Origin of the sequence: Pseudomonas cichorii, from assembly GCF_015471405.1 — a bacterium.
GTDB lineage: Bacteria > Pseudomonadota > Gammaproteobacteria > Pseudomonadales > Pseudomonadaceae > Aquipseudomonas > Aquipseudomonas serbiensis.
The window spans coordinates 516,081-539,891 of record NZ_BLVZ01000001.1; the positions used below are offsets into that span (position 1 = coordinate 516,081).

Here is a 23,811-nt window from a genome sequence, read left to right on the forward strand (position 1 = left end):
ATTGAACGACCGTAACGAAAGTCTCGACCAGTTGAAACGCGCCGCCCTGCTGCGCCTGCTCCAGCAACGTGGCGCCAGCCGTACCGAACGGGCACCGCAGGATGCAATCGAAGCGGCCGACCGCAGCGCCGCGCTGCCGCTGTCATTCGCCCAGCAACGCTTGTGGTTCCTCGACCAGCTCGATCACACCGCCAGCGTGGCCTATCACATGCCTGCGGCCTTGCGCCTGACGGGCAGTCTGGACAGATCGGCACTCAAGTCCGCACTCGACCATCTGGTGGCGCGTCACGAAAGCCTGCGCACGACCTTCAAGCAAGAAAACGAGCAACCGGTGCAAGTCATCGCCGCTGCCGACAGTGGCTTTGTGTTGGTGGAGCAGGATCTGCGTGAGCAGTCGCCCGGACAGGCACGCCTGAGCGCCACCCGGATCAGCGAAGCCGAAGCCGCCGAGCCTTTCGACCTGTTGGAAGGGCCGCTGATTCGCGGTCGCCTGCTGCAAGTGACCGATGAAGAACACCTGCTGCTGATCACCCAGCACCACATCATTTCCGATGGCTGGTCCATTGAAGTGCTGGTCCGGGAGTTCTCGGCGCTTTATGAAGCCTTTGTCGGCAACCAGCCGAACCCGCTGCCGCCCTTGTCGATCCAGTATGCCGATTACGCTGCCTGGCAACGTCAACGCATGAATGGCGACCTCCAGACACAACATGTGGAGTTCTGGCGTAATCACCTGAGCGGCGCACCCGTCCTGCTGACGGTTCCCACTGACCGGCCTCGCCCGCCAGTACAAAGCCATGAAGGCAGCACCCTGAAATTCACTCTGCCCAAGGAGCTGTCTCGCGCAATCGGTGCCTTTGCCCAGTTGCGCGCCGCAACGCCATTCATGACCCTGATGGCGGCCTGGGCCGTGCTGTTGACCCGCATCAGCGGCCAGCAGGACGTAGTGATCGGCACTGTCGCCGCCAATCGTGACCGCCAGGATGTACAAGGTCTGATCGGCTTCTTTGCCAATACCCTGGCATTGCGTGTCCGTTTGCAGGCTGATCCGAGCCTGGATGAAGTCATGGCCCAGGTGCGCAACCTGATGCTGGAATCGTCGAGCTATCAGGACACGCCTTTCGACCTGGTAGTCGAAGCACTCAAGCCACCGCGCAGTGCCAGCCACAGCCCGATCTTCCAGACCATGCTGTACACCAACGCCGGCAACGACGCAGAACAGCTGAGCCTGCCGGGCCTGACGCTGGAATTCCTGTCTTCGCGTCAGGAAGACACCCAGCACGATCTGTCTCTGCACATTGACGAGGGCGGCGAGCAACTGGTGTGCAGCCTGTCCTACTCCACGGCCCTGTTCGACGTCTCGACCATCGAACGACTTTCCCGGCGCTTCGAGCGAGTGCTGCGCTATTTCACCGATGCACCACAGACCCGGGTCGGCGCGCTGGACCTGGACCCGGATCTTGAACTGCCACAGGTGCAGCCTGTCAGCCACGATGCTCTGGAAACGCCATTGTCCTGGCACCAGGAACGTATCTGGTTCGTCGATACCTTTGAAACCGGCTACCTGTATGCCGCCAACCCGATCTACCACAATATCCCGCTGTTGCTGGAACTCAGTGGTGAAATCAATACCACCGCGCTGCAAACGGCCCTCAATGACTTGATGGCTCGCCATGAAGTCCTGCGCTGTCGGGTACTCAGCGATGGCGCCAGAGCCTGGCAGCGTTTTGAAAAGAACGCCTCGCTGCCCCTCAACTGCCTGCAAGCAACAACCGATCAATGCACCGCCGTTGCGCTGGAAGATGCGACACAGCCGCTGCATATGGACGGCGGTGGCCTGGTGCGGGCGACGCTGGTACAGGACGGTACTCAAGAGGCCGTGCTGGCCATTACCGTTCACCACCTGTTGGCCGATCGGGCTTCGATGCAGATCATCAAGCGCGACTTGCTGGAGCTGTATGACGCGGCCTGCTCGGAGCGCGAACCGCAGCTTCCGGAACTGCCAGTGGCCTATCGCGATTTCGCCCAATGGCAGCGTCAGTTGCCTGCCGCCACCCGTGAATCCCTGCATTCGTTCTGGGCCTACCAGCTGCGCGGCAAGCTTCAGCCCATGGAGCTGCCTCTAAACCGTCCTCGCGCAGCGGTTCACGTATTTACACCGGCCACCCATGCCTTTGCCCTCACTGGCAAACAGGTCAAGGCTATCGAAGCCGTCGCACGCCGCGCCGGAGTCTCGACCCAAAGCCTGGCCCTGAGTGCATTCACCGCCCTGCTGCGTCGCTATGCCGGGCACGACGAACTGGTGATCGGCACCACCGCTGCCTGCCGCGAAGACGTGGCCTTGCAGGACATGGTCGGCCCAGTCGGCAACCTGCTGGTGCTGCGCGGTGCCTGCGATGAAAACACCTCGCTGCAAGGCTTGCTGACCCAGACCTCGACAAAACTGGCTCAGGCCCACAAACATCGCTACATGCAGTTCGACCAACTGGTACTGGCCCTCAATCCCGACAAGGACATGAGCCGCACCGCGCTGTTCGATGTGCTGTTCAACTTTGAACAGGCTCGCCAGACGCCTGATCAGGTTGCAGGCCTTGGAGTGCGTACCCTGGAAACCAGCCTGGGTTACGGCAAGAACGACCTGCATCTGTTGATCGTCGCCAGCGAAGCTCAGTGGCAAGGCCACATGACCTACAACGCCGACTTCTTCGATCAGGACTTCATCGCGCAACTGATGCAGCATTTCGTGCGCCTGCTGGATGCTTTTGCTGAAGATGCCGAACAACCGGTGGATGACATCCCGCTGCTGGATGAACAGGAAAAACTCCTTCAGGCCTTGCATTGGAACGACACCGAAGCCGCTTACCCGACGGATGCAACACTGCACCAACTGTTCGAGGCGCAGGTGCTGGCCACACCGGAACATATTGCAGTCAACAGTAGCGAGGGTCAGCTCACCTATAAGGCCCTCAATGAGCGGGCCAACCGCCTGGCTCATCGCCTGCGTGCCAGCGGAGTCGTCGCGCAGGAATTGATCGCGATCCTGCTGGACCGCTCGCTGGACATGATTGTCAGCACCCTGGCCGTGCTCAAGGCCGGAGCAGCCTATGTCCCCATCGACCCGGCCTCGCCTGCCGACCGCATGGCCTACATTCTGAAAGACAGCGGCGTGCGCAAGATCATCGCACGGGCAGAGACAGCAGCATCCCTGGCAGACCCGGATCTTGAAGTCTTCGATCCCGCCTCGATGAACGAAGAGCGCATTACCGCTACAAACCTGGACAACCTGACGGCGCCGGGCCACTTGTGCTACGTGATCTACACCTCGGGATCCACCGGCCAGCCCAAGGGCACCTTGCTGGAACACCGCAACGTAGTACGCCTGCTGCACAACAGCCGCAGCCCTTTCAGCTTCGGCAGCGACGATGTCTGGACGCTGTTCCACTCCAACGCCTTCGATTTCTCGGTATGGGAAATGTTCGGAGCCTTGCTGCACGGCGGGCGTCTGGTGCTGGTGCCGGAACCCGAGCGCCGTGATCCGGCGCTGTTCCTCGATTTCCTCGAACGCGAGCAGGTCACGGTCCTCAACCAGACTCCCTCGGCCTTCCTGCCCTTGAGCGAAGCAGCGCTGGGACACAAGGAAACCGCTCTGCGCGCCTTGAAATACGTGATCTTTGGCGGCGAAAGCCTGGAAGTGAACCGTCTGGCAGCGTTCCATGGCGCTTTCCCCGAGGTGGTGCTGATCAATATGTACGGCATCACCGAAACCTGCGTGCATGTGACCTTCAAGCACATCAAGACCGACGACATCAACGCCGGCATTTCCAATGTAGGACGGCCGATCCCGACCACTGTGACCTACGTCATGGACGGCAAACAGCGTCTGCTGCCGGTGGGCGTACCGGGGGAAATCTGTGTCGGTGGCCTTGGGGTCGGGCGCGGCTACCTGAATCGTCCGCAACTCACTGCCGAGCGTTTCATCGACGACCCGCTGCGCCCCGGTGAGCGCCTGTATCGCTCGGGTGACCTGGGTAAATTGCTGAGCAATGGCGAGATCGTACACCTGGGCCGCATGGACGCTCAGGTCAAGATTCGTGGCTTCCGTATTGAACTGGGCGAGATCGAGGCCAAGTTGCTGGCCTGCGAAGGCGTGTATGAAGTGCGCGTACTGGCCCGCGACGATGCCCGCCAGGGCAAACGCCTGATCGCCTACCTGATTCCCGAGCCGGAAGCCGTGATTGAAGTGGCGGCCCTGCGCAAGCAATTGGGCGCGACCTTGCCGGACTATATGGTGCCCAGCGCCTTTGTCAGCCTGAACGCTTACCCACTGACCGCCAACGGTAAACTGGATCAGGATGCCCTGCCCGCTGCTGGCGTAGATTCCATGTCCGAGCGCGGCTATGAAGCGCCACAGGGCACCACCGAACAGGCACTGGCGCAGATTTATCAGGAACTGCTGGGCGTTGAGCGCGTAGGGCGTCGTGACGGCTTCTTCGAGCTGGGTGGCCACTCGCTGCTGGCCGCGCAACTGGTGTCCCGTGTTCGTCAGGTGCTGGGCGGCGAACTGATGCTGCGTGAGCTGTTCAGCCATCCTACCGTCGAAGAACTGGCCAGGGTCATCGGTGCGCTGGAACAGACCACAGTTGCCGACATTCAGCCCGTCGGCCGTGAAGCTCCGCTGGTCCTGTCCTTCTCTCAACAGCGCCTGTGGTTCCTCGATCAACTGGACCCCAATGCCAGCATCGCTTATCACATGCCGGCGTCCCTGCAATTGCGCGGCGACCTGAACACTCAGGCCTTGAAAGCTGCACTGGATCATCTGGTGGCACGTCACGAAGGGCTGCGCACCACCTTCAAGCGTATCGGTGAACAGCCGGTTCAGGTGATTGCCGCCACCGACAGCGGCTTCAGCCTGACCGAACACGACCTGCGTGCCCTGCCTTTCGAGGAGGCACAATCCAGCGCGGCACGTATCGCCCAGCGCGAAGCGGCAGCGCCGTTCGATTTGCAACAAGGCCCGCTGATTCGCGGCAGCCTGGTGCGTCTGGCCGATGACGAATATCGCCTGCATATCACCCAGCACCACATCATCTCCGATGGCTGGTCCGTGGGTGTATTGGTCAAGGAGTTCGCGCAGCTTTATGAAGCCTTTGCCAACGGCAATACCCCATCGCTCGAACCACTGGCGATCCAGTACGCCGACTATGCCGCCTGGCAGCGCGAAACCCTTTCAGGCCCGCAACTGGTCAACCAGCTTGAGCAATGGCGCGAGCACCTGGGTGGCGCGCCGACACTACTGACCCTGCCAGCAGACCGCCCGAGGCCTGCGCTGCAAAGCTATCGCGGTGCCGACATACCACTGGCATTGAGCCCGCAACTGCTCGCTCAGGTGGAACGCTGCTGCAAGCAACACGACGTCACACTGTTCATGGTCCTGCTCAGCGCCTGGTCGGTGCTGATGGCGCGGCTGGGCAACGAGCGCGATGTGGTGATCGGCGTGCCGACTGCCAACCGTGGCAATGCGCAGGTCGAATCCCTGATCGGCTTTTTCGTCAACACGCTGCCGGTGCGGGTGCAATTGCAGGACAGCCCGAGCGTCGCGCAACTGCTGGTGCAGGTCCGGGACACACTGCTGGCGGTCCATGAACGCCAGGAAGTACCTTTCGAGCATGTGATCGAAGCCCTGCAACCTCCGCGGTCCCTGAGCCATAACCCGTTGTGTCAGGTTGCACTGTCCTTGAACAACACCCCGGACGATGGCCCGCTGAAGTTGCCGGGCCTGACCCTGACAGCCCTGAATCAGGCTCAGGAAACCTCGCAGTTCGACCTGATGCTGTCTCTGGCGGAAAACGCCGGAACGCTGGGCGGTGCGATTCAATACGCCACCGACCTGTTTGATCGTGCAACCGTGGAGCGCTTCGCCCAATCCTTCCAGGTACTGCTGGAAGCCTTTGTCCAAGACAGCGAACAACCGGTCATGGCCCTGCCGCTGCTGACACCTGCCCAGCGAGAAGCGCATCCGTCATTGCGCCCTCCTGTGGCGAGTTTCGGCACTCATACCCTGATTCATCAGCGCTTCGAGCAAATGGCGGAGCAACAGCCGCACGCCATTGCGCTGCAATTCGCCGAACGTCAGGTCAGCTATCAGGAACTCAACCGCCGCGCCAACCGCATTGCCGGGCAACTGCTCGACCTGAACGTCAAGCCCGATGATCGGGTCGGTATTCTCGCCGAGCGTGGTGTTGAAATGCTGTGCGCCATTCTCGGTGTGCTGAAAGCAGGTGCCGCTTACGTCCCGCTCGACCCAGCCTATCCGCAGGCGCGCCTGACTTATCTGCTGGAGGACAGCCAGCCGGTCGCCCTGCTGGCACAGCCCGCCAGCCTGGATGCACTGGGCGCCCGTCCCGACATTGCGCTGATCGAGCTGAACCCGCAAACCGACAGTGAAACGGCAGCCGACGCGACCCTTGATCGCAATCCGACTCCAGAGCTTGGTCCGCAGCACCTCGCTTACGTGATTTACACCTCCGGCTCTACCGGGCTGCCCAAAGGTGTGCTGGTGGAACACGGCAATGTTGCGCGACTGTTCGATGCCACACAGGCCAGCTTCAGTTTCGGCAATGACGATGTCTGGACGCTGTTCCACTCCTTCGCCTTCGACTTCTCGGTCTGGGAAATCTGGGGAGCCTTGATCTACGGCGGCAAGCTGGTGATCGTGCCCACCGAACTGGCACGCTCGCCGGACGACTTCCATGCGCTGGTCTGCCGTGAGCACGTCACAGTGCTGAACCAGACGCCGAGTGCCTTCCGCCAGTTCATCGAAGCGGCCGGGCGCAGCGGCGAGGCACACAACCTCAAGGAAGTGATTTTCGGCGGCGAAGCCCTCGACGTTCGCACCTTGCGCGCCTGGACACAGAACACGCCGCTGACCCGTACCCGACTGGTGAACATGTACGGGATTACCGAAATAACCGTACATGCCACCTTTCATGCCGTCAGCCAGGCTGAAATCGATGCAGGCGACAACGGCCTGATCGGCGAGCCGCTGCAGGACCTGTGCCTGCGCATTCTGGACGCCTTCGGGCAGCCGGTGCCGGTCGGTGTCGAAGGCGAAATCTATATTGGCGGCGCAGGTGTCGCTCGCCACTACCTGAATCGCCCTGAACTGAATGCCGAGCGTTTCATCGCCGATCCGTTTACCAGCAGCCCTGAAGCACGCCTCTATCGCACCGGCGATGTGGCTCGCTATCGGGCCGATGGCGGAATCGTCTACGTGGGCCGCAACGACTCACAGATCAAGATCCGCGGTTTCCGTATCGAACTGGGCGAGATCGAAGCCCGTCTGCAAGCCTGCGACGGCGTGCGTGAGGCGGTGGTGATCGTGCGCGAAGATGCGCCCGGCGACAAACGTCTGGTGGCTTACCTTATCGCCCATGAACACACGACGCTGGAGTCGTCGGCCTTGCGTTCTCAACTGGCCAGCACCCTGGCCGAGCATATGATCCCGAGCGCTTTCGTGACCTTGTCGGCCTGGCCGCTGACCACCAACGGCAAGCTGGATCGCAACGCACTGCCCGCGCCGGATCGCACCGCTACGGCCACTCGCGATTACGAAGCCCCTCAAGGTACGCTGGAAATTGCACTGGCGTCGGCCTGGCAGGAACTCTTGGGTATCGAGCGTGTGGGTCGCGAAGATCACTTCTTCGAGCTGGGCGGGCATTCGTTCCTGGTAATCAGCCTGATCGAACGTCTGCGTCAGGGCGGAATCGTGCTGGATGTGCGCAGCGTCTTTGCCGCACCGACACTCAAGGCTATGGCCGCAGTGCTGTCTACGGATACCGGGCTTGCCAGCACCGTAATTCCGCCAAATCTGATTCCTGACGGCTGCACGGAAATCACCCCGGACATGCTGCCGCTGGTCACGCTCACTCAGGCGGAAATCGAGCAGATTGTGGCCGACGTGCCAGGCGGTGCCGGCAATGTCCAGGATATCTACCCGCTGTCGTCACTGCAGGAAGGGATTCTCTTCCACCACCTGTTGCAGGGCCAGGGCGATGCGTACCTGATGCGCACCGTGGTGAAATTCGATCAACGCGAGCGTCTGGGCGAGTTTCTGGCGGCGCTGCAAAGCGTGATCGATCGCCATGACATCCTGCGCACGGCCCTGCGCTGGTCCGGCCTGCCGAAACCGGTGCAGATCGTGCAGCGCCAGGCAACGCTGCCGGTGAATGTGCTCGACAGCAGCCAGGCTGCCGATCCGTTGCAGATGCTGCATGAACACACCGACACCCAGACCCTGAGCCTGGATCTGCAACAGGCCCCGCTGATCGCGGCGTACATGACCTGGGACCGGACACGGGAGCAATGGCTGCTGGCGCTGCTGGATCACCACTTGATCAGCGATAACGTGACCCTGCGCCTGATCATGTCGGAGATCTACGCCATCCTGCATGGCGAAGGTCACAGCCTGCCGCCGTCTCACCCTTACCGGAACTTCATTGCCAAGGCGGCCATGGTTTCCCAGGAAGAGCACGAAGCCTATTTCCGCAAACTTCTGGGCGACGTGGACGAAACCACTGCGCCCTATGGTGTGCTGGATGTTCAGAGCAGCGGTGCCGGCAATACCAAGGCCATCCGTTACCTGAGCGATGAGGTCAGCGCAGCCGTTCACCGCGTGGCCAAAATCCGTGGGGTGCCCAATTCCGTGCTGTTCCATGCGGCCTGGGGGCTGGTGGTCGCGGCCACCAGCGGACGCGACGATGCGGTATTCGGCACGGTGTTGTCGGGCCGTTCCCAGGGTGCCAGCGGTGCCGACCAGGCACTGGGCATGTTCATCAACACCCTGCCGATGCGCATTCGCCTGGAGCAAAGAAGCGTCAACGACATCGTCCAGGATGCCTATCAGCAATTGAGCGAGCTGCTGACCCACGAACAGGCTTCACTGGCCCTGGCCCAGCGTTGCAGTGCGGTCGATGCCTCGATGCCGCTGTTTACCGTCATCCTCAACTGCCGACATGGCGAGATGATCACTGCCGATGGCAGCAATATCGCTGAATTCGACAAGTGGGACGGTATCCAGTTCGAGGCTTCGGAAACCCACACCAACTACCCGATCGAAATTGCCGTGGCGACTGAAAACGGTGCGATCTCGCTGACCTCCCAGACAGTGGTCGGTATCGACCCGCAACGTATTGCCGATTATCTGGCACAAGCGGTGACTGTGCTGGTGGAAGCGCTGGAACATACACCGCAACGTCTGGCCGATACCCTCGACATCCTGCCTGTGGCAGAGCGCCAATTGGTGCTGAACGGTTTCAACCAGACCGCCAGCGACTTTGGCAGCCCTCGCCCTCTGCAGACCTTGTTCGAGCAGCAGGTTCAGGTTCAGCCGAATGCCATTGCGCTGGTGCATGAGCAGCAACAGCTCACCTACGCCCAGCTCAACCGTCGGGCCAATCAGTTGGCCCAGCGTCTACTGTCCCACGGCATTCAGCCAGAACAGCGGGTGGCCATCTGTGCAGAACGCGGCGTCGAGATGATCGTGGCTCTGCTCGCCGTGCTCAAGGCTGGCGGCGCTTATGTGCCGATCGACCCGGATCACCCGACTGACCGTATCGCCTTTATCCTCAAGGACAGCGACGCTCAGGCTCTGCTCTGCCAGCAGGCACTGACTGCTCACCTGCCTGCCGAACCCAACCGTCCGATGCTGATCCTGCTCGATGAGCATGACCTTGAATCGGTCGATAACGACGCGCAATACGACAAGAACATCGACCCTGCCAGCATCGGCCTGACCGCCGAGAACCTGGCCTATGTGATCTACACCTCAGGCTCAACCGGGCAGTCCAAGGGCGTGATGGTCGAGCACCGTTCGGTGTTCAACTTCAGTCACGTCATGGCCCGCACCACCCACGCCCATTGCCCGCCGCAGGCCAATGTGGCCCTCAATGCCGGGTTCTACTTCGACATGTCCATCAAGGGCATCGCGCAACTGTTCTTTGGCCATCGCCTGATCATCATTCCGCCTTTGATCCGTGCCAGCGGCCATGAACTGCTGGATTTCCTTGAGAAACATCAGGTCCATGCCTTCGATTCCACGCCATCACAGCTGGATACATTGCTGGCGGCGGGATTGCTGGAACGTCGCAGCTATCAGCCGGTCAGCGTCCTGCTGGGTGGCGAAGCCCTGAATGCTGCGACCTGGGACAAGCTGCGCCAGAGCCAGAACATCCGTTTCTACAACATGTACGGCCCGACCGAATGCACGGTCGATGCCTCTTTGGGCCTGATCAGCGATCTGGGCGACCGTCCGAGCATCGGCAAGCCGCTGTCCAACATGCAGGTGCTGGTACTCGACAAGCGTGGCCAGCCGGTGCCGGTGGGTGTGACCGGGGAACTGCATATCGGCGGTGCCGGTGTGGCCCGCGGTTATCTGAACAACCCGCAAATGACCGCCGAGCGCTTCTTCAGCAATCCGTTCTCCAGTAATCAACAGGCTCGCTTGTACAAGACCGGCGACCTGGGCCGCTGGAAAGCTGACGGCAGCCTGGAATACGCAGGACGCAACGACTTCCAGGTCAAGATCCGGGGCTTCCGTATCGAACTGGGCGAGATCGAAAGCGCATTGCTGACCTCTCCGGCAGTACGTGAAGCAGTAGTGATTGCCCGTGAAGACAACCCAGGCGAAGCCAGCAGCAGCCGATTGGTGGCCTATATCTGTGGCGAACCGACTTCTGCCGAGGAACTGCGCGCCTTGCTGCTCAAGCGCCTGCCGGAATACATGGTGCCCAGCGCCTTCGTGCAACTGGAATCCATGCCACTGACCGCCAACGGCAAGCTCGACCGCCGCGCCCTGCCCGCTCCGGGCCAGGACTCGTTGGCCAGCCGGGTCTATGAAGCGCCACAGGGCGAAGTGGAACAGGCGATTGCCAAAATCTGGCAGGACTTGCTGCATGTGGAGCGAGTCGGCCGTAACGATGGCTTCCTGGAACTGGGCGGCCATTCGCTGCTGGCAGTGCAATTGCTCTCGCGGCTGCGCCGCAAGCTCGGCACCCGGCTGACCTTGCGTGAGCTGTTCGACGCCCCGACCGTGCGCGGTCTTGCGGCCAGGGTGGAATCGGCTTCGTCCGAGCAAAGCCAGACCATCCCGCTGGCCAACCGCAAGGAAAAGCTTGCCCTGTCGTTCTCCCAGCAACGCTTGTGGTTCCTCGATCATCTGGACCCGGCAGCCGGTGCCGCCTATCACTTGCCTGTGGCTCTGCGCCTGAGTGGGCAACTGAACCCCGATGCCTTGCAGGCAGCCCTTGATCGTCTGGTAGCACGCCATGAGAACCTGCGGACCTCGTTTGCACTGGTCGATGGCCAACCGGAACAGAAAATCGCACCTGCGGACCGTGGTTTCTCGCTGACGCGGCATGATTTGCGTCAGTTGCTGGCCGAGGAACGTCAACGGACCATCGAGCAACTGGGTGAAACCAATGCCAGTACTCTGTTCGATCTCGGCAACGGGCCACTGCTCAGAGGTTGTCTGGTACAGACTGGCAACAATGAGCATGTGTTGTTCATCACCTTGCACCACATCATCTCGGACGGCTGGTCCAACAGTGTTCTGGCCCACGAAATAAGCGTGCTTTACAGCGCCTACAGCCAGGGGAACAAGGACCCGCTGCCAGCCTTGCCGCTGCAATACGCCGATTACGCCGTCTGGCAACGGCAGTGGTTGCAGGGTGCAGCCCTGCAGGCCCAGACCGACTTCTGGCACAAGCACCTGCAAGGCGCACCCGCCTTGCTGAACCTGCCACTCGACCGGCCTCGCCCAACCGTGCAGAGCTATGCCGGCGGCATCCTCGACTTCACTTTGCCCGCAGCGCTGAGCGAACAGTTGCGTACCTTCAGCCAGGCACAGGGCACCACCCTGTTCATGACCCTCCTGGCTGGCTGGTCGACTCTGATGACTCACCTCAGCGGCCAGGATGACGTGGTGGTCGGGACACCGGTCGCCAACAGGCAGCGTACCGAGCTGGAGCCGCTGATCGGCTTCTTCGCCAACACCCTGGCCTTAAGGGTCAAGGCTGAGCGTGAGACAAGTGTTTCCAGGTTGCTGGTCAGCATCCGGGACCTGACCCTGGCAGCCTTCAATCATCAGGATCTGCCTTTCGAGCAGGTGGTCAGCGCGCTGCAGCCGACCCGCAGCATGAGCCACAGCCCGCTGTTCCAGGTGATGCTCAGCCTCAACAACACCCCGCCAGCACCGCTGACGCTGCCCGGACTTGAGATCGAGTCCCTGGAAAGTGCTCACCACACGACCCAGTTCGATCTGTCGCTGTCTCTTACCGAGGATCAAGGCAGCTTGTACGGCAGCATGCAGTACGCCAGCGACCTGTTCGATACCGCAACGGTGCAGAACATTCTCGATCTGTTCACTCTGAACCTGGAGCATCTGATCGCGGATGCCCGGCAACCGGTCGGCAAGCTGCTGGAGCAGTTGCCAGCGCTGGTGCGTGCCGAGTCCGCGCCGCACCTGCCCGCCTCGGCACTGGATGCACAAGAAGCAGAAGCCTTGCCCTATGAGGCCCCGCAAGGCGATACGGAACTGGCGATTGCACGCATCTGGCAAGAGCTGTTCAAGACCGAGCAGATCAGTCGCCACGATGATTTCTTCAAACTGGGCGGCATCTCGCTGATGGCCGTACAAATGACCTCAAGGCTGCGCAAGGTGCTGGGCAAGGCAATCGCGGTCCGTGATCTGTTTGTCGAACCTACCGTGGCCGGTTTCGCCCGGACTCTGGACCAGAAGGCTGGTCAGGCAGCACAGAGCAATCTGGTGCCTATCCGTCGCAGCGGCAGCCAGCGGCCATTGTTCCTGGTCCACCCATTGGGCGGCGAAGTGCAATATGCAAGGGATCTGGCACCGGAGCTGAATGTCGAGGTGCCGGTCTACGGGCTGGCGGCCAGTGGTTTCGCCGCCGGGGAAAAGACCCCGAACACGGTCCAGGCCCTTGCCGCCAGCTACCTGACAGCGATTCGCGCCGTGCAGCCCAAGGGGCCTTACCGCATTGCGGGCTGGTCGGCTGGTGGTCTGATCGCCCATGAAATGGCTCATCAGGCCATTGCTGCGGGCGAAACAGTGGAGTTCCTGGGGATTATCGACACCTCGGTACACAAGACCGCGCCTGCCGAACAGCCCATCAGCGAAACGCAATTCCTGCTCGAATGGCTGCCGGAACGGATCGAACCGGCCATCAGAAACGAGCTGGATGCCCATGCCGCTGCCAACAGGATCGAGCAGATGCTTGCACTGTGCCTGGCCAACGACCTGTTGCCGCAGGAGCTGGGCAAAGACATCGACGCCCAGTCTCTGCGCACTCACCTGAAGGTTGCCTATGCCATTCGTCAGGCGGTCGATGCCTATGTCAGCCCTGTGACGGCAGTGAACGTATCGCTGTTTACCGCCAAGGACCAAGAGCGTGTCGATGCGACTCTGGGCTGGAGCGACCTGCAGGGCAACCGCCTGCAAGTCACCCCGCTGCGCGGCGAGCACAATACGCTGGTAACGGCACCGTATGTCAGGGCATTGGGCGAGGCCATCTCTCTGGCCTTGAAGCGTCTATAACTTCCAGCAGCATCGGCGACCTGGTGCTAGAAGCACCAGGCCGCCATTCACCGGGTTGGAACGAGGTTTTTTCTGTGAATGGAGCATCTGCAACGGCAATCAACTTTGCCGACAAGTTTTCCCTGTTTTCCGAGCAATGGACCCCCAAGGTCATCGCGCAGATGAATGACTACCAGTTCAAGCTGGTCAAGGTCGAAGGCGAGTTCATCTGGCATAGCCATGCCGACACGGATGAAGTCTTTATCGTCCTGGAAGGCGAACTGGAGATTCACCTGCGCGATGGCAAGGTCACTTTGGGAGCAGGAGAAATGTATGTGGTCGGCAAAGGTGTCGAGCACAAGCCTTGTGCGGCGCGGGAGGCCAGGATTCTGCTGGTCGAACCCCGTGGCGTCATCAATACCGGCGAGCACACTGGCGAGATGACCGCCGAGAATGACCGCTGGATCTGAAGCAGCGCTCCCGCACACTGCGCGGGAGCCTTCAGTTTGAAGCCCTCAGCCTGAAGCATGAGTCAGGAAACCACCGCCTTGACAGGCGGCTGGGTACGACGTCCCAAAACACCGGCACCTGCTGCCACCAGACCGGAGATCACCAGCGTGATCAACAGAATCCAGGCCGCCTGCGAAATCCGCTTGGCAGCCACTTCGGCGGTTTCACGGGCTTTCTGCTCGGCCTGGGCCTTCAACTCCTCATACTTGGCATAAGCCTCGCGGTAACTGGCCTGAGCCTGATCGACGATCTGGTTGGCTTCTTCATCGGTCTTGTTGCCACGGGCCTTGATCAGATTGACCAGCGCCTGACGGTCGGCCGCATCCCAGGCCTGATCGCCCTTGGCCTTGATCCGATCCATCAGACCACCCAGTTGCTCATCGGCTTGTTGAGGGTTCTGAGCCCCCTGTCGGGCAGTATTCTGCGCGTCCTGTTGGGTGGACTGGGCCTCCTGCCTGACATTATCGGGGTTCAGTTCGGGTTTTCCGGTCTGGCGCATGGCGGTTTCGATTTCACCCTGAATATCGTTGAGGTTGAAGTCGATACCTTGCGCACGCAGTTGCTCCTGAATCTTGCCGCCCAGCGCAGGCGCGACCTGAGCAATGCCGCTGCCAAGTGCCGACATGCCGCTGCCAGCCAGATTCAGACCTCCGCGTACCACGCCCGTAACAGCACTGGAAACCAGATAGACCGTGATCAGCGAAACGCTGGCCCACACCAGCAAGCCGTGAAACGCACCTTCACGCTGAGCCAGACGCCCTGCCGCCCACCCCCCGACAAACAGCGAGATCATGGAGCTGGCGACCAGCCAGATACCGGCACCAGTACCGATCCCGGACATGGGGTTGGCTTCCTGGACAGGGTCGATGCTGGCACTCCCGATAGCCGTCCCCAGCAGGTTCAGCAGCAATGAAACAACCATGGCCAACACGACACCGGCCAGTATCGCACTCCAGGAAATACGCTTGAGCAGCGGTGCAATGGCATGGGTGTCTTGATGGGCATAGGCGGGATCAACGCCCGGATTGATACGGTCATCGCGAATCATGATGGTAGTCCTTGAAGTCAGTGGCAGAACACGCAAAAAGCCTGCGCTTAGTCCAGTGACCTGAAGGCAACTCAGGAAGTTTAATACTTCCGTCGAAAAGTTTTAAATAATCAAAAACGTTACAGAGTGCGCTTTATACACATAAATAAATATGACTCACCCATGTTACAGCCTGGGGCCTGACATGCACTGCACTTTATATTCTTAACACTCTCTGCCACTCGACTCGCCAGACCACTCACGATCAGATTAATTTCTAACAATATTGTAATAATCGGCTCATCTTCCCGTTAGCCTTCACGACGTACCATCACGCTCAAGTCCTCAGGTTCAACGAACAGAATCGCAGTGAAACTTCACGGCTGGTCAGTGCGGATGAAAAACCTCGTGCCGAACAGATAAACAAGTCGGAAGGCTGAAAATCAGATTTCCAGAACTCACCTTTATAGCTTTACAGCTCCTTTGGTAAAGGTGAATCTTCAAGCGTCCTCAGGGACGCTTTTTTTTGGGTACGTTTTCAGTGATGTATAGCAATACTTCACTCTGCATGTCAGAAAGGAATAAAAAACCCGCCCCCTTACAGCAATCGAGAGTGCTGAAACATGAGCAGAATGGGTCAAGTTTCAACATGCGTCGCTTCTGAAAAATACTGACGATTCGATAAATGGAAAATAGCCGGCTACTCAGAACCGCCTTGAAAACTTCTTGAGAAGCTCATTCTCAAGGATAGGCCTACGCTCAGCCCCTCTCCGGTGCCCTGCCGCTTGACTACAAAGCCCTCGCTGGAGGGCTTTTTCATTCAAGCCCCCGAAATCGGCAGCCAGCAGGCCGATCTCACCGCAAAAAAATACCAATCAAGCATAATAAACAAACCGTAAATCACAAAAATGTATATTAGCTTAAAACCAAAAAGACTTTTACAGCCCCTTCTCAGACGAATAAGGTCTTAAAAACCAGCCTGAAGCGCTGTTCGACTTGAAGAGGATTTCTCATGCACCGCACTCAACATCAGGCATTGCCAGCCAACCCCGCGGACCAGGGGACGCAGCAATGATCAAACGCCCTCTTCCCATGCGCCTGTTGTTTGCCGCTGCCACTGCCGCCACTTTGCTGGGTTGCTCCCCTGCCGGTCAGGACAGTCAGGCGGCCAAGACGCTCAAAGTCGCTTTTTTCAGGGATAACACCATATTGGTCAGCGTCGATCCCTTCCAGGTCTACTGGCTGGAGCATCGGGTAGTGCTGCGCAATGTCGTCGAGTCATTGACCGATCAGGACCCACAGACCGGCAAGATCATTCCCTGGCTGGCAGAGCGCTGGGAGGTAAGTGACAACGCGCTGGAATACACCTTTCACCTGCGCAAGGACGTGACCTTCAGCAACGGTACGCGCTTCGACGCTCATGCGGTGAAGGCTGCTTATGACTCAAACAAATCTTTCGCCGCCCAGTTGCCGAGCACCTTTGGCGCGACTTATCTGGCGGGCTACGATCACGCCGAGGTCCTGGACGACTTTACCGTCAAGCTGGTGCTGGCCAAGCCCAATGCCGGCTTCCTGCAAGCCACGTCCACTACCAACCTCTCAATTCTGGCTCCGGAATCCTACAAGCTCAGCGCCAAGGAGCGCTCGTTGGGCGCGATCATTGGCACCGGGCCTTTTGTGCTGGAGCGCTATACGCCGGAAAGCGGTCTGCTCCTGACCAAACGCAAAGGCTACGCCTGGCCATCAGCCAATGCCCAGAACAAGGGCGAAGCGCATCTGGATAAGGTCGAAGTCAGTTACGTGCCGGAAGAAAGCGTGCGCAACGGTCAGTTCGTACAGGGTCAGGTCGATATTCTCTGGCCGCGCAACCCGTTCTCCGAAGTGGACCTGAACCTGTTCAAGTCCAAGGGCGCCACCATCCAGAGCCGCTCCCTGCCTGGCCCGGCCTTGAACATCTACCCCAATACCCGTGGCTCGCGCATTCTGGCCGATCGCGATGTGCGTCTGGCGCTACAGAAAGGCATCGACCGCAAGACTTACGCCGCCACGGTTTATAGCCCAGAGTTCCCTGTGGTTTCTGGCATCTATGACATCACTACGCCTTATTACAAGAACCAGAGCGACAAGCTTGCCTATGATCCCCAGGGTGCCGAGCGACTGCTGGAAGGTGCGGGCTGGCAGAAAAATGCCGATGGCTATCGCTACAAGGACGGTAAACGGCTGAAGCTTTCCTACAACCTGTCGCCTTCCGAAAGCGCTGGCGATGTGCTGATCCAGGATCAACTGCGCAAGATCGGTATCGAACTCAAGCTCAGCGTCGTGACGACGGCTGAATGGGCAGCGACCAACGCCGCAGGTAACTACGACCTGACCTTCGCCTATATGACCCGCGCAGACCCGATCGTCCTGCAGAGCATCCTCGATCCGCGCAGTGCCAACAGCTCGACCCTGGCGACCAGCCTTTACGAGCCGCAAACGCTGCCAAGAGCACTGGAGCTGTTCGATGCCGGGCTGACCGCTACCCGCAGCGAGCAACGGGCGCAAGCCTATGGCGACTTGCAGGACCTGCTGATCGACGAAGGCTCGGCATTCCCTATCTATGAGCGGGTCTGGCAAGCCGCGACCGCCAAGAAGGTGCGTAATTTCCACTGGACCGCCGAAGGTTTCGCACTGTTCAACGACATCGAGATCGCAACACCATGAGCCGTTACGTTCTTGGCCGGATTGCCCAGGCGCTGCTGGTACTCTGGGGTGCCTACAGCATCACTTATTTCATTCTGTATCTGCTGCCCGGCGACACACTGTCCATCATGCTCAGCGCCTCAGGGGTCGAGATCGATGCTCTGTCAGAGCAGGACCTCGCTCAGGCCAGGTCCTATTACGGGCTGGATCGCAGCGCCTTCGAGCAATATGTCGATCTGCTATGGGGCGCGATCCACGGTGACTTCGGCAATTCGCTGACGCTCAACCGCCCCGTTTCAGAAGTGCTGGTCGAGCGGCTGCCGCAAACCATGGCGCTGGCAGGCCTGGCCATTGTCCTGTCGCTGATCGGCGGGATCGGCCTGGCGTACCTCACCGCGTATGTACGCTGGCAGCCGTTGAAGGTCGCCCTGTCGCGCTTGCCTTCGCTGGGCTTCTCGGTACCGGTGTTCTGGATGGGATTGTTGCTGATCCAGTTGTTCGCCTTCAGCCTCGGCTGGTTTCCGGCAACCGGCAATGATGGCTTTTCCAGCCTGATATTGCCTGCGGTCACTCTGGCGATTCCCAGTGCCGCGGTTTACGCCCAGGTTCTGCTGCGCGGCTTTCAGGGTGTCTGGAAAGAACCCTACATCATCACCGCCTACGCCAAAGGCCTGAGCCGCGCTCAGGTCCAGGCACGTCATGCGTTCAAGAACGCGGCCTTGCCACTGCTGACGCTGATCGGCCTGCAGGTGGGCAATACCGTTTCCGGCGCAGTACTGGTGGAAACCATCTTCGCCCGCTCTGGAGTCGGTCGTCTTGCCCAGGAAGCGGTGCTGCGCCAGGACATCCCGGTGGTACTCGCCATCGTCGCCGTCTCGGCTGTCGCTTTTGTATTGGTCAATCTGATCGTTGACCTGCTCTACCCTGCGCTGGATCCGCGCATCGCCCACACGCCAAAGGTCTCCTGACACCATGACCATTTTCGATAATCGCCTTGCGCGTCTGGCTCGCGTTGTCAGCCGCAGTGAAACACCGCCTGCGACCCAGTGGCGGCGGCGCAGCAGCCTGAGCCGGGCTTTCGATGCCGCAAGACCACTGTTGCGTCGACCCGGCTTTCTGCTGGCGGTGGCTATCGTTGCCTTTGCGTTGCTGGCAGCAATAGCTCCGACCCTGCTCAGCAGCTATGCCCCCTACGCCACCTCGCCGACCGACAAGCTCACGCCGCCCAATGCCGTACACTGGTTCGGCACCGACGAGCTGGGGCGCGACCTTTATACCCGCGTCGTGCATGGCTCCAGCCTGTCTGTGCAGGCGGCCTTGCTGGCCGTCGGCATCGCCATGGCCGGTGGCCTTAGCCTTGGGGTGATTTCCGGCTTTGCGGGCGGCCGTATCGATGCCGTGATCATGCGTTTCATCGATGTATTACTGGCCCTGCCCGGCCTGTTGCTGGCTTTGGCCATTGTCACGGCTATCGGCTTCGGCACCATTCCGGTGGCCATCGCGGTGGGTGTCGGGATCATCCCCGGCTTCGCCCGCACCACCCGCGCCGAAGTGCTGCGCGTCAAGACCTTGCCCTACGTCGAGGCGGCACGCCTGGGCGGTGCAAGCTGGACCCGAACCTTGCTGCGACACATCCTGCCCAACGCCTGGGGCCCGGTTGCCGTGCTGGCCACTCTGGACTTCGGCGCAGCGATTCTGGCCACCGCCGGCCTGAGCTTTCTCGGCTTTGGCGCAGAACCGCCAGCCGCCGAATGGGGCACGCTGATTGCCAACGGCCGTCACTTCCTGATGACCGCGCCCTGGGTGTCACTGTTGCCTGGCCTGTTTCTGGTCGCCGTAGTGTTCAGCTTCAACCATATCGCCCGCACCCTGGAAGAGACTCAACGATGACCGATACGCCTCAACTGATCGATCTCCAGAACCTGAGCGTGACCTATCGCTTCAACGGGCAGCTCACTCAGGCCGTGCGTAACGTTTCCTTTCAAGTGGCAAGAGGCGAAACCGTGGCGATTGTCGGCGAGTCCGGCTCCGGCAAGTCCACCATCGCCAACTCGATACTCGGCCTGCTGCCGGATAACGCGACCATCACCCACGGCGAACTGCGGGTCGATGGCAACGACCTGAGCCACGCCTCTGAACGTGAAAAGCGGCAGATCCGCGGCAGCATCATCGGCCTGGTTCCCCAGGACCCGATGGTCAGCCTCAACCCGACCTTGCGCATTGGCCAGCAGATTGCCGAAGCGCTGATCCAGGCCCACGGCCGTCGCTACCCGGCCATCGATGCCGATGTCGTGGAGTTGCTGGAACAGGTCGGGCTCGACAAACCGGTGCTGCGCGCCCGGCAGTACCCGCACGAACTGTCAGGCGGCATGCGTCAGCGGGTGCTGATTGCCATTGCTCTGGCGGGCAATCCGCGATTGATCATCGCCGACGAGCCGACCAGCGCGCTGGATGTCACGGTGCAACGCAAGATTCTCGACCACCTGCAACGTCTGGTGGGCGAGCGTGGCATTTCCCTGCTGATCATCACCCACGACCTTGGCGTGGCGGCTGATCGCGCAGACCGGGTGCTGGTGATGAAAAGCGGTGAGCTGGTGGAACAAGGCCCGCCACAGCAGATTCTCATCAAGCCAGAGCACGCTTACACCCGCGCATTGATTGCCGCAGCGCCTGCTTTCGGACAGCGCAAAAGCCCGGCCGCGCCCCGCAATATCTCGCCCGACGCTACGCCGTTGCTGACCTTGAGCAATATCGGCAAGACCTATCGCCTGCCTTATGTGAAAGGAGAAGACGCCGACTTTCAGGCCCTGCAGGATGTCAATTTCAAGGTTTATCCGGGGCAGACACTGGCCATTGTCGGTGAATCCGGCTCAGGTAAAAGCACCGCGCTGCGAATCGCACTGGGCCTGGAAAAGCCGACCCACGGACGAGTACTGTTCGAGGACCGCGATGTCACGGACCTTGGCTGGAACGAGTTCAGGCCGTTGCGGCGGCGTATCCAGCTGGTTCAGCAGAACCCGTTCGGCGCCCTCGACCCACGCTTTACCTTGTTTGAAAGCATTGTTGAACCACTGGTTTCCTTTGGCCTGCTCAAGGGGCGCGAACTGGAACAGGCTGCACGCCAGCTTATCGAACGGGTTCACCTGCCAACCGCCTATCTGGATCGACTGCCCCGCGAGCTGTCAGGCGGACAACGGCAACGGGTTGCAATTGCCAGAGCCCTGGCCCTGCAACCGGACCTGCTGCTGCTCGATGAACCTGTCTCGGCACTCGATGTTTCGGTTCAGGCGCAGATCCTTGACCTGCTCGTCGAACTGCAAAGTGAACTGGGCATCGCTTATGTGCTGGTTTCCCATGACCTTGCGGTGGTTGCCAGCGTCGCCCATCAGGTACTGGTGCTCAAACACGGCAAGACCGTCGAACAAGGTCTCGCCAGCGACGTCTTCGAGCGGCCCGAGGCGGCTTACACGCAAGAGCTTATTGCCGCGATACCGGGCCGGAGCCTGGAATTGCAGGCTGCGTCATAGGACCAGCCTCATAAAATAATTTATGGGGCTCTGCAAATAACGTTGTTGGCTGCCAACCAGCCAGACCTCTAGGATGCCTTATCGCTCATCGCCTCAAGGAAAGACCATGATAAGGCTGCATCATCTGAACCAGTCTCGCTCCATCCGCATTCTCTGGCTGCTGGAGGAGATTGGCGCGCCGTACGACATCGAGTTCTACCGTCGTGACGGCAAGACCCATTTTGCACCCGAGTCCTTGAAGGCCATCCATCCTCTGGGCAAATCCCCGGTTATCGAGCTTGATGGCAAGGTCGTTGCCGAGTCCGGTGCCATCACCGAGATTCTCATCGAACGCTTCGCGCCGCACCTTGCCCCTGAAAAACACACAGGGGATTATCTGGACTACCTGCAATGGCTGCACTTCTCCGAAAGCTCCGCCATGCTCCCGCCGCTGTTGAAAATCTTTGCCCAGCGCGAAACGGCCACCCTCTCCTTTCTGCCCGGCTATGCGCAGGTCGAATGCGAAAAGGTCTTTGGCTATCTGAACCAGCAACTGGAAAACAAGACGTTTCTGGTCGGCGAAAAGCTGAGCGGTGCGGACTTCATGATGTTTTTTGTCGCTGAACTGGTGGAGCGGCTGGAGAAGCCGCAGGCCTACGCCAATATTCAGCGCTATCTGGCCACGCTGAGGAACCTTGATAGCTGGAAAAGTGCGCAGGCCCGTGAGGCAGAGGCTTACAGGTAAGCTCAATTACATCCTGCTCAGAAGACTCACTCGGCGAATGGCAATGAAAGGTAGTGTTGGCCCAACTCCGTCAGCGTTCCCTCGTTACTCAGCAGGCTTGAAAAATGAGGGTCATCGTTCATCCGTCCGGTGAACCACGCATAACGGAACACGTCAGCCCGGCTCTCGCAGATGGCAACCATTTCGGTCATCTGCTGTTTCTGCTTTTCGAGTGAGTCGATCTGGGCACCATCCGGCACGGAATGCCAATTGGCGAATTCGGTTACCCAGAATTGCTTTCCGTATCTGGACAGCCTGTCGAGCATTCCTGACAGGCCGTAGTCGTACCAGTGAAAAGCCAGGTAATCGATTTGCGGCTCCCTGTTCTGGTTCTGCGCCCGATAGGCCGCATAGAAGGCATCCAGCCATACGACCGGGTCACCATAACCGCTCATGGTTCCCCAGTTCATGGCAGGACCGACCAGCTTGACGCCAGTCTGGGCGGATATCTGCTCCAGTCTTGGCCAGAACCGGGCTGCCGCCTCGGGAGTCATGTTCGCCTGATCCAGAAGATTCGGCTCATTGATGACCAGCAGATATCGAATATTGGGGTGAGCAAGCAGATATAGCTTCAACTGGCCGTCATCGACATTCGAATTCCAGACCATGGGGATGAAGTCCACCCCGTACATCGATGCATAGTCATACGAAGCCAGCCGATCGTGAGGCTTGGGACTCCAGTTGTACCACCAGCTGATTCCGGGAGCCAAAGCACTCAAGTCTGCTGGAAACGCAATGTCATAGGCGATCCCGCGCTTTGCACTTTTTGTGGCAGCCCAGGCAGATGAGCTCAATACCAGCATCAGCAGCACACAAAAGAATCGTGCGCAGCGTTGTCTTGCAGTGTTTTTCAAAATCATGGGCTGATCTTCCATAGATAATTCAACGGAAAGTCTTATTCAGATCATCCAACGACAGAAACTTTTCCCACCCTGCTTCAGCCGGATCTTAAATACTTATCCAATTCGCACTTCTTGAAAACCCACCTAAAGACACTGACAACTAACCCTGTAGAAAACCCGAACCAGTCCATTCAAAAACATTTATTTAACACACAAAAACCACCATCTAATTCCAGCTATAACAGCATATCAGACCACTAAACCTAACAGCAATTAGGTTTACAAATTAGCAAAATAACCACAATAAATGACTAAAAATATGCAAAAAATAATCATAAAACCCAAAAAATAAGCAATAAAAAATCAAAATCAGACGTTTTTAGCACGGTTTTTTTTGGGGAAACCCTTAAAAACAAACACCAGTAGCCATGCGCCAGCATTTCCAACTAGCCTCATAAAATATAATTTCTCCCCTGCTGAACTTTTAATCCTCTTCCCGGACTTAACATGCGGCTTTCAGGCGGAACTTCTGCATTCCGCGACCAGCCGACTCAACACTTATCCTTTATCGAGACTCCATCGATGACTAGACCCCTGCTGTCTGTTGTTAGCGTATTACTGCTGGGCGCCTCCAGTGTCGGCCCGGTTTGGGCAGAATCCAAAGCGGTCGACACACATCACTCGGAACAAGCTGTTCGTGAACAGGTGGATAAACAAAGGGAGCAACTTTCGGGTGCCAACAAAATTGCCACGCCGGTTGAAAAAGGATCATCCGCACTTCTGGAGGCACCGGTAGACACAGAGGATGCGCCCGCTCAGGTGCAAAAACCATGAACGCCAGCGCCCATGACTCCCTCACCCCCCGCCTCCATCAT

General features: G+C 59.3%; 10 protein-coding genes. 8 read left to right on the forward strand and 2 right to left on the reverse strand.

Translation table 11 applies throughout. From position 1 onward, the window contains the following. Position 1: 1 nt before the first annotated feature. Entirely contained in the window at positions 2-13,606 is a 13,605-nt protein-coding gene (locus JL015_RS01570; protein WP_201017141.1) for a non-ribosomal peptide synthetase, read from the forward strand. Between the two features lie 74 nt (positions 13,607-13,680). Further along, positions 13,681-14,055, forward strand: coding sequence for a cupin domain-containing protein (locus JL015_RS01575; protein WP_122370706.1), 375 nt, complete (start codon positions 13,681-13,683; stop codon positions 14,053-14,055). A 62-nt stretch (positions 14,056-14,117) separates the two neighbouring features. On the opposite strand, the gene JL015_RS01580 is transcribed toward JL015_RS01575, so the two are convergent. Beyond that, a complete protein-coding gene (locus JL015_RS01580) occupies positions 14,118-15,143 on the reverse strand; it encodes a hypothetical protein (RefSeq protein ID WP_201017142.1) in 1,026 nt (341 codons plus the stop codon). A gap of 1,050 nt (positions 15,144-16,193) precedes the next feature. Between JL015_RS01580 and JL015_RS01585 the strand changes: the two genes are divergently transcribed. The 5 genes from JL015_RS01585 (at position 16,194) to JL015_RS01605 (ending at position 22,055) form a co-directional block, all read left to right on the forward strand. Continuing rightward, positions 16,194-17,825 (forward strand): ABC transporter substrate-binding protein, encoded by a 1,632-nt coding sequence (locus JL015_RS01585; protein WP_201017143.1) that lies wholly within the window; start codon positions 16,194-16,196, stop codon positions 17,823-17,825. Then, a complete protein-coding gene (locus tag JL015_RS01590; RefSeq protein ID WP_201017144.1) occupies positions 17,822-18,772 on the forward strand; it encodes an ABC transporter permease in 951 nt (316 codons plus the stop codon). The genes JL015_RS01585 and JL015_RS01590 overlap by 4 nt, the downstream gene beginning before the upstream one ends. A gap of 4 nt (positions 18,773-18,776) precedes the next feature. Continuing rightward, complete coding sequence (locus JL015_RS01595) at positions 18,777-19,694, forward strand: ABC transporter permease (protein ID WP_201000684.1); 918 nt, start codon at positions 18,777-18,779, stop codon at positions 19,692-19,694. After that, positions 19,691-21,331, forward strand: coding sequence for a dipeptide ABC transporter ATP-binding protein (locus tag JL015_RS01600; protein ID WP_201017145.1), 1,641 nt, complete (start codon positions 19,691-19,693; stop codon positions 21,329-21,331). Before JL015_RS01595 ends, JL015_RS01600 begins: the two co-directional genes overlap by 4 nt. Before the next feature lie 106 nt (positions 21,332-21,437). Then, positions 21,438-22,055 (forward strand): glutathione S-transferase family protein, encoded by a 618-nt coding sequence (locus JL015_RS01605; protein WP_201017146.1) that lies wholly within the window; start codon positions 21,438-21,440, stop codon positions 22,053-22,055. A gap of 26 nt (positions 22,056-22,081) precedes the next feature. On the opposite strand, the gene JL015_RS01610 is transcribed toward JL015_RS01605, so the two are convergent. After that, on the reverse strand, positions 22,082-22,897 hold the full coding sequence (locus JL015_RS01610; RefSeq protein WP_236250140.1) for a glycoside hydrolase family protein: 816 nt from the start codon (positions 22,895-22,897) through the stop codon (positions 22,082-22,084). A gap of 546 nt (positions 22,898-23,443) precedes the next feature. On the opposite strand from JL015_RS01610, the gene JL015_RS01615 reads away from it, so the two are divergent. Beyond that, complete coding sequence (locus tag JL015_RS01615) at positions 23,444-23,770, forward strand: hypothetical protein (protein ID WP_236250132.1); 327 nt, start codon at positions 23,444-23,446, stop codon at positions 23,768-23,770. The last annotated feature ends 41 nt before the right edge of the window (positions 23,771-23,811 follow it).